Source organism: Gammaproteobacteria bacterium, from assembly GCA_013214945.1.
Classification (GTDB): Bacteria; Pseudomonadota; Gammaproteobacteria; order Enterobacterales; family Psychrobiaceae; genus Psychrobium.
Genome location: JABSRT010000006.1, coordinates 58,704 through 75,462 on the forward strand (window position 1 = coordinate 58,704; position 16,759 = coordinate 75,462).

15 protein-coding genes are annotated in these 16,759 nt (G+C 43.6%); 4 read left to right on the forward strand and 11 right to left on the reverse strand.

Annotated features, from left to right (window positions below):
- Genes apaG through lptD form a run of 5 tightly spaced genes read right to left on the reverse strand, consistent with a single transcriptional unit; the run spans position 1 to position 5,834 of the window.
- The gene (apaG, locus tag HRU23_05715) at positions 1 to 399 is read right to left on the reverse strand and encodes a Co2+/Mg2+ efflux protein ApaG (GenBank protein NRA53622.1); all 399 of its coding nucleotides are present in this window, start codon (positions 397 to 399) and stop codon (positions 1 to 3) included.
- Positions 399 to 1,217, reverse strand: a complete 819-nt coding sequence (rsmA, locus tag HRU23_05720; GenBank protein ID NRA53623.1) for a 16S rRNA (adenine(1518)-N(6)/adenine(1519)-N(6))-dimethyltransferase RsmA — start codon at positions 1,215 to 1,217, stop codon at positions 399 to 401. The genes apaG and rsmA overlap by 1 nt, the downstream gene beginning before the upstream one ends.
- A gap of 1 nt (position 1,218) precedes the next feature.
- Positions 1,219 to 2,199 carry a 4-hydroxythreonine-4-phosphate dehydrogenase PdxA gene (pdxA, locus tag HRU23_05725; GenBank protein ID NRA53624.1) on the reverse strand — a complete coding sequence of 327 codons (981 nt, stop codon included), beginning with the start codon at positions 2,197 to 2,199 and terminating at the stop codon, positions 1,219 to 1,221.
- A 20-nt stretch (positions 2,200 to 2,219) separates the two neighbouring features.
- Positions 2,220 to 3,512 carry a peptidylprolyl isomerase SurA gene (gene surA / locus HRU23_05730; GenBank protein NRA53625.1) on the reverse strand — a complete coding sequence of 431 codons (1,293 nt, stop codon included), beginning with the start codon at positions 3,510 to 3,512 and terminating at the stop codon, positions 2,220 to 2,222.
- Positions 3,513 to 3,572: 60 nt separating this feature from the next.
- Positions 3,573 to 5,834 carry an LPS assembly protein LptD gene (gene lptD / locus HRU23_05735; protein NRA53626.1) on the reverse strand — a complete coding sequence of 754 codons (2,262 nt, stop codon included), beginning with the start codon at positions 5,832 to 5,834 and terminating at the stop codon, positions 3,573 to 3,575.
- A 166-nt stretch (positions 5,835 to 6,000) separates the two neighbouring features.
- On the opposite strand from lptD, the gene HRU23_05740 reads away from it, so the two are divergent.
- The 3 genes from HRU23_05740 (at position 6,001) to djlA (ending at position 8,539) form a co-directional block, all read left to right on the forward strand.
- A complete protein-coding gene (locus HRU23_05740) occupies positions 6,001 to 6,993 on the forward strand; it encodes a phosphotransferase (protein NRA53627.1) in 993 nt (330 codons plus the stop codon).
- Positions 6,993 to 7,658 (forward strand): nucleotidyltransferase family protein, encoded by a 666-nt coding sequence (locus HRU23_05745; protein NRA53628.1) that lies wholly within the window; start codon positions 6,993 to 6,995, stop codon positions 7,656 to 7,658. The genes HRU23_05740 and HRU23_05745 overlap by 1 nt, the downstream gene beginning before the upstream one ends.
- A gap of 74 nt (positions 7,659 to 7,732) precedes the next feature.
- Complete coding sequence (gene djlA, locus HRU23_05750; protein ID NRA53629.1) at positions 7,733 to 8,539, forward strand: co-chaperone DjlA; 807 nt, start codon at positions 7,733 to 7,735, stop codon at positions 8,537 to 8,539.
- 80 nt (positions 8,540 to 8,619) lie between these two features.
- On the opposite strand, the gene HRU23_05755 is transcribed toward djlA, so the two are convergent.
- Together HRU23_05755 and ccsA are read right to left on the reverse strand one after the other, a co-directional pair.
- Positions 8,620 to 9,924 (reverse strand): DUF21 domain-containing protein, encoded by a 1,305-nt coding sequence (locus HRU23_05755; protein NRA53630.1) that lies wholly within the window; start codon positions 9,922 to 9,924, stop codon positions 8,620 to 8,622.
- 73 nt (positions 9,925 to 9,997) lie between these two features.
- Entirely contained in the window at positions 9,998 to 10,795 is a 798-nt protein-coding gene (gene ccsA / locus HRU23_05760; protein NRA53631.1) for a cytochrome c biogenesis protein CcsA, read from the reverse strand.
- A gap of 371 nt (positions 10,796 to 11,166) precedes the next feature.
- Between ccsA and HRU23_05765 the strand changes: the two genes are divergently transcribed.
- Entirely contained in the window at positions 11,167 to 12,105 is a 939-nt protein-coding gene (locus tag HRU23_05765; protein NRA53632.1) for a D-2-hydroxyacid dehydrogenase, read from the forward strand.
- Positions 12,106 to 12,199: 94 nt separating this feature from the next.
- Here HRU23_05765 and HRU23_05770 read toward each other — a convergent pair whose 3' ends face one another.
- The 4 genes from HRU23_05770 to serA all read right to left on the reverse strand — a co-directional run bounded on the left by HRU23_05770 (position 12,200) and on the right by serA (position 16,643).
- On the reverse strand, positions 12,200 to 12,964 hold the full coding sequence (locus tag HRU23_05770) for a hypothetical protein (protein NRA53633.1): 765 nt from the start codon (positions 12,962 to 12,964) through the stop codon (positions 12,200 to 12,202).
- A gap of 400 nt (positions 12,965 to 13,364) precedes the next feature.
- The gene (gene cdd / locus HRU23_05775) at positions 13,365 to 14,258 is read right to left on the reverse strand and encodes a cytidine deaminase (GenBank protein ID NRA53634.1); all 894 of its coding nucleotides are present in this window, start codon (positions 14,256 to 14,258) and stop codon (positions 13,365 to 13,367) included.
- Between the two features lie 34 nt (positions 14,259 to 14,292).
- Positions 14,293 to 15,252 carry a folate-binding Fe/S cluster repair protein gene (locus tag HRU23_05780; GenBank protein ID NRA53635.1) on the reverse strand — a complete coding sequence of 320 codons (960 nt, stop codon included), beginning with the start codon at positions 15,250 to 15,252 and terminating at the stop codon, positions 14,293 to 14,295.
- A gap of 155 nt (positions 15,253 to 15,407) precedes the next feature.
- Positions 15,408 to 16,643, reverse strand: a complete 1,236-nt coding sequence (gene serA / locus HRU23_05785; GenBank protein NRA53636.1) for a phosphoglycerate dehydrogenase — start codon at positions 16,641 to 16,643, stop codon at positions 15,408 to 15,410.
- Positions 16,644 to 16,759: the final 116 nt, after the last annotated feature.

The window sequence follows — 16,759 nt, forward strand, 5'->3', positions numbered from 1 at the left end:
TTAGTGAATAGCGCCCGGCAGTGCTAGACGAAATGGCGCAACGGCCACCTCTATTAACGCATCATCTTCAACTTGCATAATAAAGTGGCCATGCATGGTGCCGACCGAAGTCGTTAAATGACAACCGCTGTTGTATTCAAAACCCTGATCGCGGGTCAACACCGGCTGTTGGCCAATGACACCGTCACCAGTGACTTCACTTTGCTGGCCATCGCCATCGGTAATTACCCAATGACGACGCAATAACTGAACTTTATAATCACTGTCGTTGCTTAGCTCAATGTGATACCCAAACAAATATTGCACCACACCTTCAGCGTCAGTGCGCTGGTCAATAAAGTAAGGCGCGACATCGACTGTTATTTGCTCGGTAATTAGGTTCAGTTCAGCAGGGGTCATTAGGCGCTCTTATTGCTTTTTTTATCGGTAATAAGGTTAGCTAAAGCTACAAATTGTTCGACTGATACTTGCTCAGCTCGCAATTCTGGTGCGACGCCAACAGCCATTAATTCGTCAACAGTTAAGGTGCCTTTTAGGCTGTTACGAATAGTTTTACGGCGCTGTGAGAAAGCCTGGGCACAGATATGCTGTAAACAAGCGAAATCTTTGGCAGGGAAAGGCAGTTCAACGTACGGCTCAAGGCGTACTACTGCTGAATCAACCTTAGGCGCCGGCACGAAACAATGTGGTCCCACTTCAATCACGGGGATGATGTTACAAAAATACTGTGCCATCACACTTAAGCGGCCGTACGACTTGCTGTTAGGCGCGGCGCACAAACGCAATACCACTTCTTTTTGCAGCATAAAGTGCATGTTTTCGATCATTCCCGTTTGTTCAAATAAATGAAACATTAGTGGGGTTGATATATTGTAAGGCAGGTTACCGAACACTTTAAGTTTTTGACCATCGGTCACTAAAGCCGAAAAATCAAACTTAAGCGCATCACCCTGATGAATGGTTAATTTTTTACCCAAAACTGGATGGTGTTCAAGTCTGCGGGCTAAATCACGGTCAAGCTCAACCACTGACATGTGATCTACTTTAGCCGCTACAGGCTCGGTTAAGGCACCAAGACCGGGTCCGATCTCAACTAAATGATCTCCAGGTAGCGGGTTTATGGCAGCCACGATATTGTCAATCACGCCCTGATCATTAAGGAAGTTTTGTCCAAAACGTTTTCGAGCTGTATGCCCTTGGTGTACTTTGCTATTCATCTTAATTCTTCACTGCAAGTTTTATGGCTTCGTTAATCGCGACTATCATACTGCCACTATCTGCTCGGCCGGTACCAGCCAAATCAAGGGCGGTGCCATGATCGACTGATGTTCTAATAAAAGGTAACCCTAGGGTTATATTAACGGCTTTGCCAAAACCTTTGTGTTTCAATACTGGCAAGCCTTGATCGTGAAACATTGATAATACAACATCGGCATCGTCGAGGTATTTATCCTGAAACAAAGTGTCGGCCGGTAAAGGACCAACAATGTCCATGCCTTCTTCGCGTAATTGCTCAAGGGCAGGGCTAATTATTTCAATTTCTTCTCGGCCTAAGTGACCGTCTTCTCCGGCGTGCGGATTTAATCCACAAACATAAATACGCGGATTACTAATGCCAAATTTATTAACTAAATCAGTATGTAATATCCGAGTAACATTAACAACACGGTCAAAGGTGATTGCCTTTGACACATAAGCTAGCGGCAAGTGAGTGGTCACTAATGCAACTCGTAATCCTTCGGTCGCCAATAACATCACCACATTTGGGGTATTTGATTGTTGAGCAAAAAATTCGGTATGACCGCTAAACGCAATACCCGATTTATTGATTATACCCTTATGAACGGGTCCTGTAACGACTGCGGCAAATTCACTGGCAATATTGTGATCGCAGGCAAATTGCAGCGTTTGCAATACGTAACTTCCGTTTTGCTCGTTCAGCTCACCACAGACCACTGGCTGCGCCAAATCAATGTGATGCACGGTTAAGGTACCAGCCGATTGCGGCTGGGCCGGTAGGTTCTTATCATAATCACGCAGGGTTAACGCTAGGCCTAATTTTTCGGCGCGTTCGATAAGCAAATTTCTATCGGCGACAACGACGATTTCAACTGGCCAATCTTGTTGTGCAATTACAATGGCTAAGTCTGGGCCGATGCCTGCAGGTTCCCCTGTCGTCAGTGCGATACGTATTGTCAAAGTGTGATCCTTACTTAGAGTTAATTGGCAGTCGCTAATACGTCAATATAGGCTTGAGCACGCAGCTCTCGCGACCACGCTGCACTTTCTTCTGTAAATTTTCGGTTAAATATCAGCTGATAAGCTCTATTTTTTACAAATTTGTCAGTTGCGTCGATGTCACGGCGGCCAATAAATTCGATTAAATGCCAACCATGAACCGTTTTAAATACTCGGCTTAGCTCGCCTTTTTTATTCAGTGTGGCTAAGGTCTTTTTAAATGCTGGTACGTACGCGCTAGGGTCGTTCCAGCCAAGCTCACCGCCTTTAATCGCTGAACCAGGATCGGCTGAGTGTTTCTTGGCTAGCTCGTTAAAGGTTGCGCTGCCATTGCTCACTTGTTTCGATAAATCTTCAAGCAGGTCTTTCGCGCGCTCATCACTTAAAATGATCGATGGTTTAATGAGAATGTGGCGAGCATTGACTTCAGTTACTTCAACTTGTTGCTGGCCTTTAATATCGAGAATGGTCAAGATATGGTAACCATTGCCGCTGCGAATAGGGCCAATGATGGCGCCTTTAGCTTGGTCTTTTACTGCATCGGTAAACAAGGTTGGCATTTCGTTAATGTTCATGAAACCCCAATCGCCTCCTTCCAGCGCTTTTGGCCCTGAAGAGGCTGTAATCGCGATATGGGCAAAATCATCACCTTGCTTAAGCAAGTTGATAACTTTATCGGCACGCTCGCGTGATGCTTGTTGATCAAGGCCTGAATTTTGATTGTTATTGGCAATCAAAATATGTCCAATTCTGTACTCAGTATTGGTACGGCCGTGTTCGGCTAGGGTTTGTACTAAGTTGTCGACTTCTTGGTCTGAAATATTAATGCGACGACGCACGGCAATTCGTTCAACCTGACTGAGCAAAATCTCACTGCGGATCGATTCGCGATAATTAACAAAACTTTCACCGTTGCGTTCTATTATATTTTTGAGCTGAGCAACCGTTAACTTTTGTTCGTCAGCGATCCCCGCAATGGTTTGATCGACTTGAGTATCACCAATGCGGACACCGAAACGCTGGGCCATTTGTTCTTTTAATACCTTATCAATTAGGCGTTCAGTGGCTTGAGTTCGTAATACATTGTCTGACGGTAGCTGTTTGTTGGCCGCCGCAGAGCGCTGCTTAACATTATTGACTAAAGCCGTGATCTCACTCTGGAGCACGACACCGTCATTGACAATAATTGATATTTTATCCAAAGGTTGCGCCGCGTTGGTTAACATGGTTGTGCCTGTTAACGCGGCTGCTAAAAAAATATGTGATAGCTTCATCTACTTTCCATTACTGAACATTTTGACTTCATTTATCTTAGAGATAGTCAAAGTGCATGGTTAATTATTTAAATAATAGGGTTCTCGATAACCAAATTGACCGTTCTCGAGCATCTCTGTTGCTTGAAGTTTTTGCTGGCTGCCTAAGCCTTTAATTTGAAAACTAAATGAAACGCCAGTATCAAAAGTGGTGCTAGCACTGGTGCTACTGCTGTCCTCATAATTTGTATTTAGCTGACGATAGGCTTGAAGTCTGATTGACCAGCAGCAAGACTCATATTGCAGACCAATAAGACTCTCAATAGTTCGATGCAGATTGATATCACGGTAATAATTTCCGACGAAGGTCCAGTCGTTATTAATTGGCCATATGGCTTGTATGCCTAACTGATCGACTTGTGAGTCACTGATGTCTCGGACGTAACGATGACTTATTTGAATTAATTTGTTGTGCGCTCGTCGGTATTCAAGGCTAATTTTGTTTTGATTAATTGCATCATATTCTTCATTGAGCTGCACTGAGCCACTGAAATACCACTGATCACTTGCTCTAAAGTCAATTTCACCGGCTAATGCCGAGGTGCTCGATGTATCGCTATCAGCCTCGGTGCCGTCTAGTGTTGTTTGGCTTTGACTAAAATAATAGATTTGGCCGACACTGACCTTTAATTTCTCTTGGTTGTTGCTGTCGATAAATCGGTTGGTAACACCTAAGGTCATTTGATTGGCGTCTGCAATTCGGTCGAGCCCGCTGAAACGACGAGACCGAAATAAGCCAAAATAATCTTCAGAGAGCAAGGCGGTATCGTACAGCCCGATATCGGATTGATCTTTAAATGGTACATATAAATATTGAATTTGTGGTTCAATGGTTTGAAAATAATCGCGACCAAACAATGAGGTTTCACGTTCAAAGTTAAGGTTGGAATTGATTCTAAGTTGCGGCACAGTTCGGCTAATTGACTCGTTTGAACTGTCGCTTGAATTTTTTTGCTGGTACCAAGTTTGATGCAGCGTCAGCTCGGTGGTAAAACTGCCTGCGGCATAATCGATTGGCAGTCTCAGAATTGGTTCAAGATGTACTCTGGCAGCATCGTCTTCTGAGGTCGATGTATTTTTAAAATAACTAAACTCTGAAAAAATATCATATTCAAGATATTTTGCTAACGTGTTGTTGTAGCTATTAAAGCTTAGCTGAGGTAAAAGCTGGTATGGGGTGTCTTCAGTGCCAAATACGTCAATGTCTTGAATCTTGATTGCCGTAGTCCAGTTGTCCTTAAAATAACTTAACGACGCATAATTGGTGATTTGACTGTCCGAACTACTGCCATAATCACTGCCGATGGTATTGAAATAATTATCGTCACTTAGCTTGGTATAACTCGCCGTCACGCGCCAGTTGTTATCTATTTTACCACTATGGCTCCAGTGGAATAAATAACGCTCGCTATCATCGGCTGCTTTGTCTGAAGGTAAAAATTCAAGATTAAATAAACCCTGCTGATCTTCAACCAAGTAGCGAAACTCGGTGGTTAACTGCAGGCCGTGATTAGTCATAATCCGCGGCGTTAGGGTTAAATCATATTCCGGTGCAATATTCCAATAATACGGCACACTAATATCAATGCCGTTGTTGCTGCTACTGCCAATGCTCGGGTAAAGCAGGCCGCTGGCACGCTTGTCTGAAATCGGAAGGCTAAGGTAAGGGAAATAAAACACAGGAACTTCAAATACCTCTAAAGTAGCTTGGCGTATTATCGCGCGCTCTTTAGCGGCATCTATCGTAATTTTCTTGGCCCGCAGCGACCAATCTGGCCGGTCACCGGCACAGGTTGTTAATAACGCTTTATCGAGGATAAGAAAACGACTATTGATAACACGAAATTTATCCGCCTTACCGTTAATGCTTTGGCCATTGAACCAGTATTTACTATTGACTAATTCAGTATTTTTACCATCGAGAGAACTGCGTAAAGAATCACTGGTTAATGTAATTTGGTCGTCTTGATAATGGAGGTTACCAGATGCAATAAAGCTGTTACTTTCGCGATCAATCTCAGCACGTTGAGCATTAATGTAGGTCTTGCCACGAATTAACTCGACATTGCCTTGGTAAGACAATTGATTGGGGTAATTAATTTCGGTAGTGTCCGAAATCACAAATAATTTATTTGGATTAGTCAGTTGCTCTAACGTTGGCAATTGCGATGGCGCCAAGCGTGGTGAGTTTATATGACACTGTGCCGCTGTTGGAAAGTCGTCGGTTTGGGCAAATGCATTGTAAGAAAATAAGACTAATGCTAAAAGAATGAGAATTTGCATATGTTGGTTATTGCACCTAAATTTCGATAACTAAACGCGAGATAACATCCGATCGGCGGGTAATAAAGCGTCGGATCACTTATTGTGAGCGAAACCCCCGATGGCGAAAATAAAAAGGTATACTAGCGTAATTTTACGGTTAGGGCTATGTATCATGGGGGGTATTTTGATTGATCAGCGCGCGCAGCAATTAACGCAGTGGTACCAACAGCAGCAAAACTTAGCAGACGTCGAATTAAAGGTGTTAAGTGCCGACGCCAGTTTTAGGCGCTACTTTCGCCATTTCCATCAACAATGCAGCTATGTATTAGTTGATGCACCGCCGGAAACCGAAAAAAATAGCGAATTTATTAAGCTGGCTTTAGCTTATGCTGATGCAGGCATTGATGTGCCGCGGGTTATCGCTTACGATTTAGCGCAGGGCTTTTTGTGCTTAACCGATTTAGGCGATCAGTTATTACTGCCGCTGCTTAATCAGGGGCAATTAGCTTGGTATCAGCTGGCGATAAAACAGCTCGGATTGATTGCGCATGTCAGGCTGCCAGAGCCTAATCAGCACTACGATAGAGAATTCTTCAGCCTTGAATTATCTTTATTTAGTGATTGGTTTGTTCGTGATTTATTGGCAATTAACTTGAACTCACTTGATACTCAGGCGGTAGCTGATTGTTTTAGTGTGTTAATTGACAATGCAGTTTCTCAGCCGCAAGTGACGGTCCACCGTGATTTTCACAGTCGCAATATTATGGTTAGAGATCAGCAGTCGTTAGCGGTGATTGATTTTCAAGATTCAGTAACCGGACCATTAACCTACGATGCTGCCTCGTTATTAACTGATTGTTATTTTGAGTTAAGCACCGAGCAACGGTTGAAACTGTTGCAACAAACGCATCAGATGTATCGTGAAATGGGCTTGACCAAGGTTGAATTTAACCAATTTAAGCGTTGGTTCGACCTGATGGCTCTGGAACGACATCTGAAAGTGTGTGGCATTTTTTGTCGACTGTGCCTGCGAGATAATAAACCCAATTACTTAGCCGATTTACCGCTGGTGCTGCGTTATATTGTCCATACCTGCGAGCTCTATCCTGAGTTAGCCGCGTTATCACAGCTTTTAAAGCAGCATATTTTACCCCGGATGGCGACAAGGACAAGTTAATGCGTGCAATGATCTTAGCGGCAGGGCGAGGTGAGCGTATGCGCCCACTGACCGATAACATGCCAAAACCCTTAATTCCAGTCAATGGCAAGCCGCTGATCGAATATCACCTTGAAAAGCTGGCGGTGGCTGGTGTCACTGACGTGGTGATTAACCATGCGTGGCTGGGACAAATGTTAGTTGAGCAGCTGGGTGATGGCCGCCGTTGGGGTTTAAACATTCACTTTTCTAATGAAGCTGACGCTGCGCTTGAAACTGCCGGTGGCATTGCCAATGCGTTACCACTGTTAGGCGATGCGCCATTTTGGGTAATTAATGGTGATGTCTGGACCGATTTTGACTTTTCAAGTCTGCCACAGCAATTAAGCGAACATAAACTGGCCCATCTGTTATTAACCGCTAACCCCGAGCATCACCCGAGCGGTGATTTTGGATTAGTTGATGGCGAGGTGAGGGCGGATGATAAAACCAAATATACTTACAGTGGTATTGGCTTATATCACCCTTCACTCTTTAGCGGTATTGGGCAGCAACCAACGCCATTAGGGCCCTTGTTACGACAAAAAATAGCAAAAAATCAGATTTCAGGACAGTTACTTATGGCACAATGGGCCGATATTGGTACGCCACAGCGCTTAGCGCTACTTGAAAGCCAGTTGGCTTAATTTCAAGCTGGCTTAGCGCAACAGTGACTTGCCTTAGTTGGTATACGATTTGAATTAGAGGAAAATCTGTGAGAATTTGGGGAAAGATTTTAGGATTAATATTTGGCTTCTTTTTTGGTGGCCCGTTTGGCGCATTATTTGGCTTATATATTGGTTATCGTTTTGATCGCAGCATGGGGCAAGACTTTTCTAATCAAGGCGGTTTTAGCCGTTATTTCGTTAATAAGAACTCCTTTACCAACCAAGCGGTCTTTTTTCATGCCGTTTTTTCTGTCTATGGCCATATTGCCAAAGCCAGTGGTCAGGTAACCCCACAAGAGATTAATGCCGCGTCGATCTTGATGGACAACATGGGATTAACAGGCGACAAGCGTAAAGAAGCTCAGGCGGCGTTCTCTCAAGGCAAGGCCAGTGATTTTGCCCTAGAAGAAGTGCTCAAAGAATTTAAGCGCAGCTCTTTTGGCCAACGTGATATTTTACAGCTATTTGTAGAAGTACAATTACAGGCCGCGTTTGCCGATGGTGAATTACACCCTAAAGAACGTGAGATCCTTTACACAGTAGCGCGGATTTTAGGTTTTTCAATTCGCGACATTGAGCGCTTATTGCAGCAACTTGAAGCGCAAATGCATTATCATAAGCAGCAACATGCACAAGCGAGCGGTCCGAGCATTGAGGATGCCTATACTATTCTTGGTATTAGCAGTGACGTTGATGACCGGGCGGTTAAAAAGGCCTGGCGTAAGCTGATGTCAGAACATCATCCAGATAAGTTAGCCGCTAAAGGGCTGCCACAAGAAATGTTAAAAATAGCCAATAGCAAAGCGCAGGATATTCAAGCGGCCTATGAGCGGGTCAAAAAACAACGTGGTATGAAATAATTACTAGGGTCGTAATGAATTGAAAAGGTCGCTATTAGTTTGGATGAATCACCCGCGTGAATTCATCCAAACGCTAGCGGTTATTCTGAATCTTGGTCATCGGTATGAGGATTTGAGCTGGGCTCGAATAACTCAGGGAAAATTCGAATCGATTTAATCATATTCTTATCAACCGCGAGCACTTCAATCGGGTAACCGTCGATTTTAAAGCTGATGCCCGCCGATGGAATATCTTGCATATGTTCGATAATTAGCCCGCTAATGGTCTTGGGGCCATCAGTTGGCAAATGCCAACTCATTTCACGATTAAGCTCACGAATGTTAATGGTGCCATCGATAATGTAAGTACCATCTTCTTGCTGCTGAATTTCATCGCTGACCGCCGATGATACACCGGTCGTAAAGTCACCCACTATCTCTTCTAAAATATCTTCTAGCGTCACTAAACCTTGAATGTCGCCATATTCATCAACCACCAAGCCAATTCTGGCTTTGTTTTCTTGAAATTTCATTAGCTGGACATTTAAGGTTGCACCTTGCGGAATAAAGTACAGTTCACGGACCGATCTAACTAAATTAGATTTATCGAATTGATTTTTCGATTGTAAGTGCATTAATTCTCGGGCGTGAATGAAACCTACTGCGTCGTCGATATTGTCGCGGTAAAGTAAAATTCGCGTGTGCTGACTATGACTTAGCTGACGTTGAATGCTTTTCCATTCATCATTAATGTCGATGCCGGCAATTTCAGAGCGCGGGATCATAATGTCTTCGACCGTGACTTTCTCTAAATCTAAAATACTGGTGAGCATTTGTTGGTGTTTTTTCGGGATCATGCCCGAGGTTTCACTCACTACGGTTCTTAACTCGTCACGGCTCAGTCGGTCAACGGTTTTCTCATTAACGTTAACCCCGAACAACCTCAAGATGCCATTGGTTATCATGTTGACAATCCACACGAGCGGATACAACAACTTGAGCAAGGGCAATAAGATGACCGAGCTTGGGAAAGCGATTTTCTCAGGATGCAATGCCGCGATAGTTTTGGGGGTCACTTCGGCGAAAATTAAGATCACGAAGGTTAGGGTTACCGTTGCGATAGCGATGCCAACATCGCCAAACAGGCGAATACCGATAATAGTCGCAATAGCGGAAGCCGCAATATTAACGAGATTATTACCAATTAAAATTAAACTAATTAAGCGATCCGGTCTGCTGAGTAATTTATCAACACGTTTGGCCGCACGATCCTTATTCTTTACCAGATGCTTAAGCCGATAGCGGTTAAGCGACATCATGCTGGTTTCTGAACTTGAGAAGTAAGCAGAAAGCAAGATCAGTAGGGCTAAGATCCCGAATAAGGTCAGGGTCGATATACTATCCAAGTAAGTTATTCCTTTGTATTTTTATATGCTCGTTATACGATTTGTGCCAAGGCACTGTCAAGGTAATAGTGGATTAGCGCAATAATATTTCACTGACTAAACGACTACCAAAGTAAGCAAGGGTTAGTAATATGGCACCTGTGATGGTGAATTTAACCGAGGTTTTAATGCGGACACCAGACTCATGATGCCGCCACAGCAAATAGCAGTAAAGAAACCAAGCACAAAGCGATAATATTGCTTTGTGTGCTTTGCCCTGGGCAAACATGTCTTCAAGAAAGAAGAATCCGGTCGCCAATGACATGGTTAATAAAATAACGCCAGCCAAGACCAACTGAAATAACTGCTTTTCAACGGTCAGCAAAGGCGGCAGTGGTGATTGCGCGAGATTGAGCTGTTTATTCTTAAGTCGTTTGTCGATAATGCTGAGCTGAATTGCATAAAACGCCGCGATCACCATGGTGCTATACGCGCTTAATGCCAAACAGATATGAATAAGTATTTCAGGGTTAGTTTCAAAATGCGTAATATAACTCGATGGCACTAACCAAACGCCAAGTACCGCCAATAAAGCAAAGCCATAAACAACAGGCAGCAACGTCGCAATAGCAAATCGAGGCAAGGCTAACGTTAGCATGATGGTAATAATCCAGCTCACAATCGAGGCCACCACCAATAGGCTCATATTTTGGCCATCAGAAGCCATGATGGTTGTCGCCAGAGCAATGGCATGACAAGCAATTGCACTTCCAGCCACAGCCAAAATGAGTCGTTCATTGAGCTGAGCATGTAAAAATAGATTTTTTAAGACTAAGAGCAAACTTAGCCCATAGAAAATCGCGGCGCTAGCGGAAAATATATCGGTGAACATATCAGCATTAATCTATTAAATTAGGTATATATTATATAGCTAAGTTACGTTAACTACAGTGGTTTAAATCAATAACGGCGTTAAATTTTTATCACAAATAGAAATATTGGAAAAAAATGTACATCAGCACGCCCCAAATAGCAATGGCTCTAATCTTACGGCAGTAAATACATGACTGTACTGTTGGTTTATGACCTTGATTTGAGCTGGTTTTACTAGGGTGTACTTTCATTATCCGATACTCGGCAATTACTAACGCATATTACTAATGCATCATGGTTAGATATTAGTTTATCAGGATAATCAATTGAAGCTATAGCGTTAATTTGCTAATTTTGCGGTCTACCCGCGGCCAAAAAGGAAAATGATTAATGAAAAATGCAGTTGTGCTTGATCGAGATACGTTAGGCCAAGATGTAAACTTAACTAGTTTATCGGCACTATTTACGCATTGTGATATCCATTCTCTAACGCCAGCGGCGCAGGTGGTCGAGCGTTGTCAGGGCGCGCAGGTGATTATCACCAACAAAGTCCAGCTTAGCCGCGCGGTATTAAGTCAATTGCCCGCGCTTAAGTTAATCGCTGTCGCGGCGACAGGCACCAATAATATCGATTTAGAAGCGGCCGAGGAGCTGGCGATAACCGTGATTAATGTGCAAGGCTACGCCGGGCCATCGGTTGCGCAACACGCCTTTAGCTTGATCTTGCAGCTGACAAATCAGGCGCGCCAATACCAAACTTTTATTAATGATGGTTTGTGGCAGAAAAGTGCATTTTTTTGTAATTTAGATTATCCAATGATTGAATTGGCTGGCAAAAAATTTGGTCTGGTTGGCTTTGGCAGTTTGGGTCAGGCTACTGCAAAGTTAGCGCAGGCCTTTGGCATGAAATTGTTAATTGCAGAGCGCCCCGGAGCCACCACAATTCGCGAAGAGCGAGTTTCATTTGAACAAATGTTGCAACATGCCGACATCGTGAGCCTTCATTGTCCGCAAACTAAAGAAACCGAGCAGTTAATTAACCGTGATAGCTTAAAGCTGATGAAATCGTCAGCGTTATTGATTAATACGGCGCGCGGTGGCCTGATTAATGAGCCTGATTTAGTGGCGGCACTGATCAATGGTGATATTGCAGGCGCGGCACTTGATGTATTATCCACCGAGCCACCGGTTGCCGGTAACTGCTTACTTGATTATCAGGGGGCTAATTTAGTGATCACGCCACATATTGCGTGGGCTAGCGTTGAAGCAAGGCAGCGCTTAGTCGATTTACTTACCGCTAAAATCACCACTTATATAACCGATAGTTAGCTTGTTTAAAGCCGAGAAATAACAGCCCTTGATTTTAACCGTTGGCTGCCGAGTATACGGCTTCGACCAGTATTTACGCTATAAAGGGCTATTACTAGAACAGTCGTTGTGTTTGTTTATAATACATTGCTTCAAGCAGTTGTTGTAATCGGTGTTTGTTTTTTGACTTAGCAAACGCAATATCTAATATCTCAATGAGCTGTTCTCGTCCGATCAGAGCGGGGTTTAATGCTAAATAATATGGTTCTTTAGCTAAACAGCCGACCTTTTTTAATCCCATCTCTTCAATGAAATTGCTGCCAAGAATCCATTTGAACTCGCGAATATCGATAGCGACAATATCGATTCGTTTTTTGTTTAATAGACCAATTAACCGCGAAACAACTTTACTACCTGAGATCATTAAAACGGATGCAGGTCGGGTTTTTATGAGGTTATCTAACTCAGGGCCATAGCCATAACCTTGCACTGTACCAAGGATTTCTCCTTTAATATTTAATGGTTTCTCATAATGCCAAGTACTGTCCTGACGGGCGATAAAACAGGTTTGATAATAACCCAGCGCGCTGTGGGTATAACTTAATGCTTGAGCTTCGGTTAGCCCAGCGGTTAGTAGCCCATCACTTGCCCCTGATTTCGCTTGCTTAATTGCGCGAGACCAAGGTAATACCTGAACCGTTAACTTAATATTTTCACGCGCTAATATTTCGTCGACATACTGTATTACTGCGCCTTTATCTTCGTTGCAGACATAAGGGCACCATTGCGTTGACGCAAGTTGCAGTGTTTTTGGCGCAGAGTCAGTTTGGGCAATCGCACACCAAGGTATTAATATTGATAGAAGAAATACAACACGCATAATAAAGTTCAGCTGACAGAGGGTGATAAAGTTTAAACTACAATGTGCTACTTGGCTACACAGGGGCATAAGTTGGCTACATAAGGGCATTAATTGGTGTAAAGCTGATAATTACTTAGGCTGGCTTTACAATGCTGTAGATGGCTGTTTATTTTATTTTATTTTTTCTTTTTCTATAGTCAGCTATCTAGAGTCGGTAGGTAACGGCGTTTTTCATCATCAAAATCGCTTGCTGTTGGCTACTCTAGCTAACTTCCCACTACCCAATAAGATCGCATCTTCTATGTGATTTACTTAACTGAGTACTAAAATAAAGCATAAACCACACTCCAGTTTATGCTTTATTTTGCGTTATTTTAACAAGCCAACAGGCGACTATTTCAACACCATAAATTGTAACTTAATAACGGTAGTGGCTCAGAGTAACCTGTGACAGTTGTGCCAGCAGGCTCGCGGTCACATCGCGTTGCGAAACTTGGGCTGAGGTCGATTCAACTAATACCGCCGCGCTAATATCACTAATAACATCGCGGGAAAAATGCAAGGCAATCAGCGCCGATTGCAAAGGCGATAGACTAGGGTTATAGGCACAGTTTTCAGCGTAACGACCCACGTAGACACCGCGGCTGGTCTGCAATGCGACAGCACTAGGGCTTAATGTATACGGGCTGTAGCTTTTATTGGCACCGGCAATTGCTTGTTGTTGCAGCTCATCAATCAGCGGCGCGTGCAGCTGATGAGGCGTCGAATCCATTAAATGCTCACTTACGCCAAGATTAGTTGGTCCAAATGACATCGGTAACAGGCTGTCAAAACGTGGAGACAGGTTGTCAGGTAAATAAACTTGCAGTTGATCCGCTTGGACTAGCTCGTTGATAAATTGACGGCAATGGCCACAAGGCGTTGCGCTAACCGCTAATTTAATTAATTGAGTTTCGCCATGATGCCAAGCGTTGCTAATAGCAGCTTGTTCACCGTGCACCGTTTGCCCTAAGGCTTGATGGCTAAACTCAAGGTTGGCACCTAAATAAATTGCGCCGGAAGCGGCTTGCACGACCGCACCAACCTGAAACTGTGAAATAGGCGTTAAGCTATAGGTTTGCGCCAGTGGGATAAGGTCGCGCAGCAGTTGCACTATTGGCTCTGGAGCTGCGCTAAGTGCTAACAGTTGTGCCACATCTTCAACAGTGAAGCAGGCGTCAAAATCTTCGGCCTGAATCAAATCGCTCAATAACGATTTTTGGGCCAATGGCAGCAATTCAATGCTGGCTAACTGTACTGATAATTGAATCATGGTTTATTCTTTTTATTAGGTGTTCAATAATAGTTTAGACATCTTCAAAATAGTCTGGGATTGTCAATGTCATTAGGGTATCACGGTCTTTTAAACGTAATAAACTGCCTTGTTCACTGTCGACTGGCAAAATGGCCAGCAGTACAGTTTGCTGTGCTAATACTTGGCTGTTAATGACCGTGCCAGCGGTGCGCCATCCTGACTCTACTTGACATTCAAGCGTATCACCGGGTTTAACCTCAAGCTGTGATGGCGTGCTCAAAACAAACATTGCTCGTTTATTCTTGCCTCGGAAATGTAAGCGGGCAATGGTCTCTTGGCCAATGTAACAACCCTTACTAAAGTTGATGCCATCAATCATTTGCAGGTTAAGCATTTGCGGCACAAACTCCGCCTGACCACTTGGGGTCATCGACGGTGTGGCACTTAAGATATCTAATGCTTGCCATAATGAAGCAGGCTGTTCAGCTGTATCTGTTGGCATCGCGGCCATTAACGCTTGTGCCTGTTGCTGGTTTGATACGACTAAGTACCGTGGTTGTTCAGCCACTGTCCGTGGAAAACTGCTGATGACGCCAAACTCGCTAGTAATCGTATCTTGTTCTGACTCTGGCAATGCTGATTGCTGGGTTAACCACGTTGTCGCTAATTGACCAGACAAACCTGTAAATACAAAATCACTGCTGGCATTGGTAATGGTGACTTTAGAGAACACGGCGTATTTCGTTAAACTCGGTAAATGACTGGCCACATTGTCGAGATGTTGCAGCGCATAGACTTCATCTTGGTGCTGTAACAGGCGTAATACGGCTAGCGTTTTGCCTTTTGGATCACAATGAGCGCCAAGTAACGACTTATGTGACTCAAGATGATCGATATTACAGGTTAATTGGCCCTGTAAAAACAGCTTGGCTTCAGGTCCAACAAATTTAGTTAAGCCGATTGGCAGGTTTGGGAATACGTTGAACTGCAATAACTCTTGAGAAACTGACACGATACACCTTTAGATAACAAAACAGGAATTATCGCCGATCCTAAGGTAGTTTGCTGGTGAGATCAAAGTTATTTAAGCCTAGGCATAAAAAAAAGGGCTAGGGTAAAATACCCTAGCCCTTTTTTGTGCAAGGTCCGTCGCTTATTGCAACCGACTTAGCTTGCGTGAAGCGTTCTTGCGCGAATTGTACCTTCAATTTTATTGAGCTCATCTAATGCGATATCAGCATCTTTTGAGTCAACTTCCATCACGACGTAACCAATGTCAGCGGTGGTTTGCAAGTACTGGGCAGTAATATTAATTTCACGCTCAGCAAAGGCCATGTTGATCTTGTTCATGATGCCAGGCTGATTAACGTGAATGTGCAATAACCGCGAGCAACCAACATGATGGGGCAGTGATACTTCTGGAAAGTTGACGGCCGACAAGGTTGAGCCATTGTCAGAATATTTAGCCAATTTACCCGCCACTTCAATCCCAATATTTTCTTGCGCTTCTTGGGTGCTGCCACCAACGTGTGGAGTTAAGATCACATTGTCAAAACCACGTAACGGCGAGTTAAACTCTTCTTTGTTAGATTTTGGCTCAGTTGGGAATACATCAATGGCGGCGCCGCCAATTTGGCCGCTCTTAAGCGCTGCTGCCAAATCGTCTATTTGCACCACTGTGCCGCGAGAAGCATTAATTAATATTGCACCAGGTTTCATTTTGGCCATTTCTGCCGCTTTAAACATATATTTCGTTTGTGGCGTTTCAGGCACATGTAAAGTCACGATGTCTGAGGTAGCTAATAGCTCATCCATTTTAGCGATTTGGCTCGCATTGCCCAGTGGTAGCTTATCTTCGATGTCATAAAAACGAACACGCATGCCAAGGTTTTCTGCCAAGATCCCTAATTGCATGCCGATATGGCCGTAGCCAATAATACCGAGTTGCTTGCCACGCGCTTCAAATGAACCAATCGCCGACTTTTGCCATTCGCCGCGGTGTGCTTTGGCGCTTTTTTCTGGAATGCCACGCAATAATAACAGTGACTCACCTAAGACTAATTCAGCTACTGAGCGCGTATTTGAAAATGGGGCGTTAAAGACCGGAATGCCACGCTGCGCTGCCGCGGCCAAATTCACTTGATTGGTGCCAATACAAAAACAGCCAATAGCCACAAGTTTGTTCGCTGCGGCCAATACGTTTTCATTTAATTCGGTACGAGAGCGGATACCAACAAAGTGAACATCTTTAATTTTTTCGATTAGCTCATTTTCTGGCAGGGAGGTTTTCAAACACTCGATGTTTTCGTAACCGGCATTTTTCAGGACTTCTAGCGAGCTTGGATGCAGGCCTTCAAGTAACAGTATTTTGATTTTGTCTTTAGTGAGTGAAAAATGAGCCATTTTTTTTATTCCTTGCAACTATAGGGTAATAATGATGACTTAAAGTAACAAATTTAACGGCTCAAGTGGAGGGGTAAATCGAAATAACTATAAAAAAGTTTTTTAATGCTAAAACC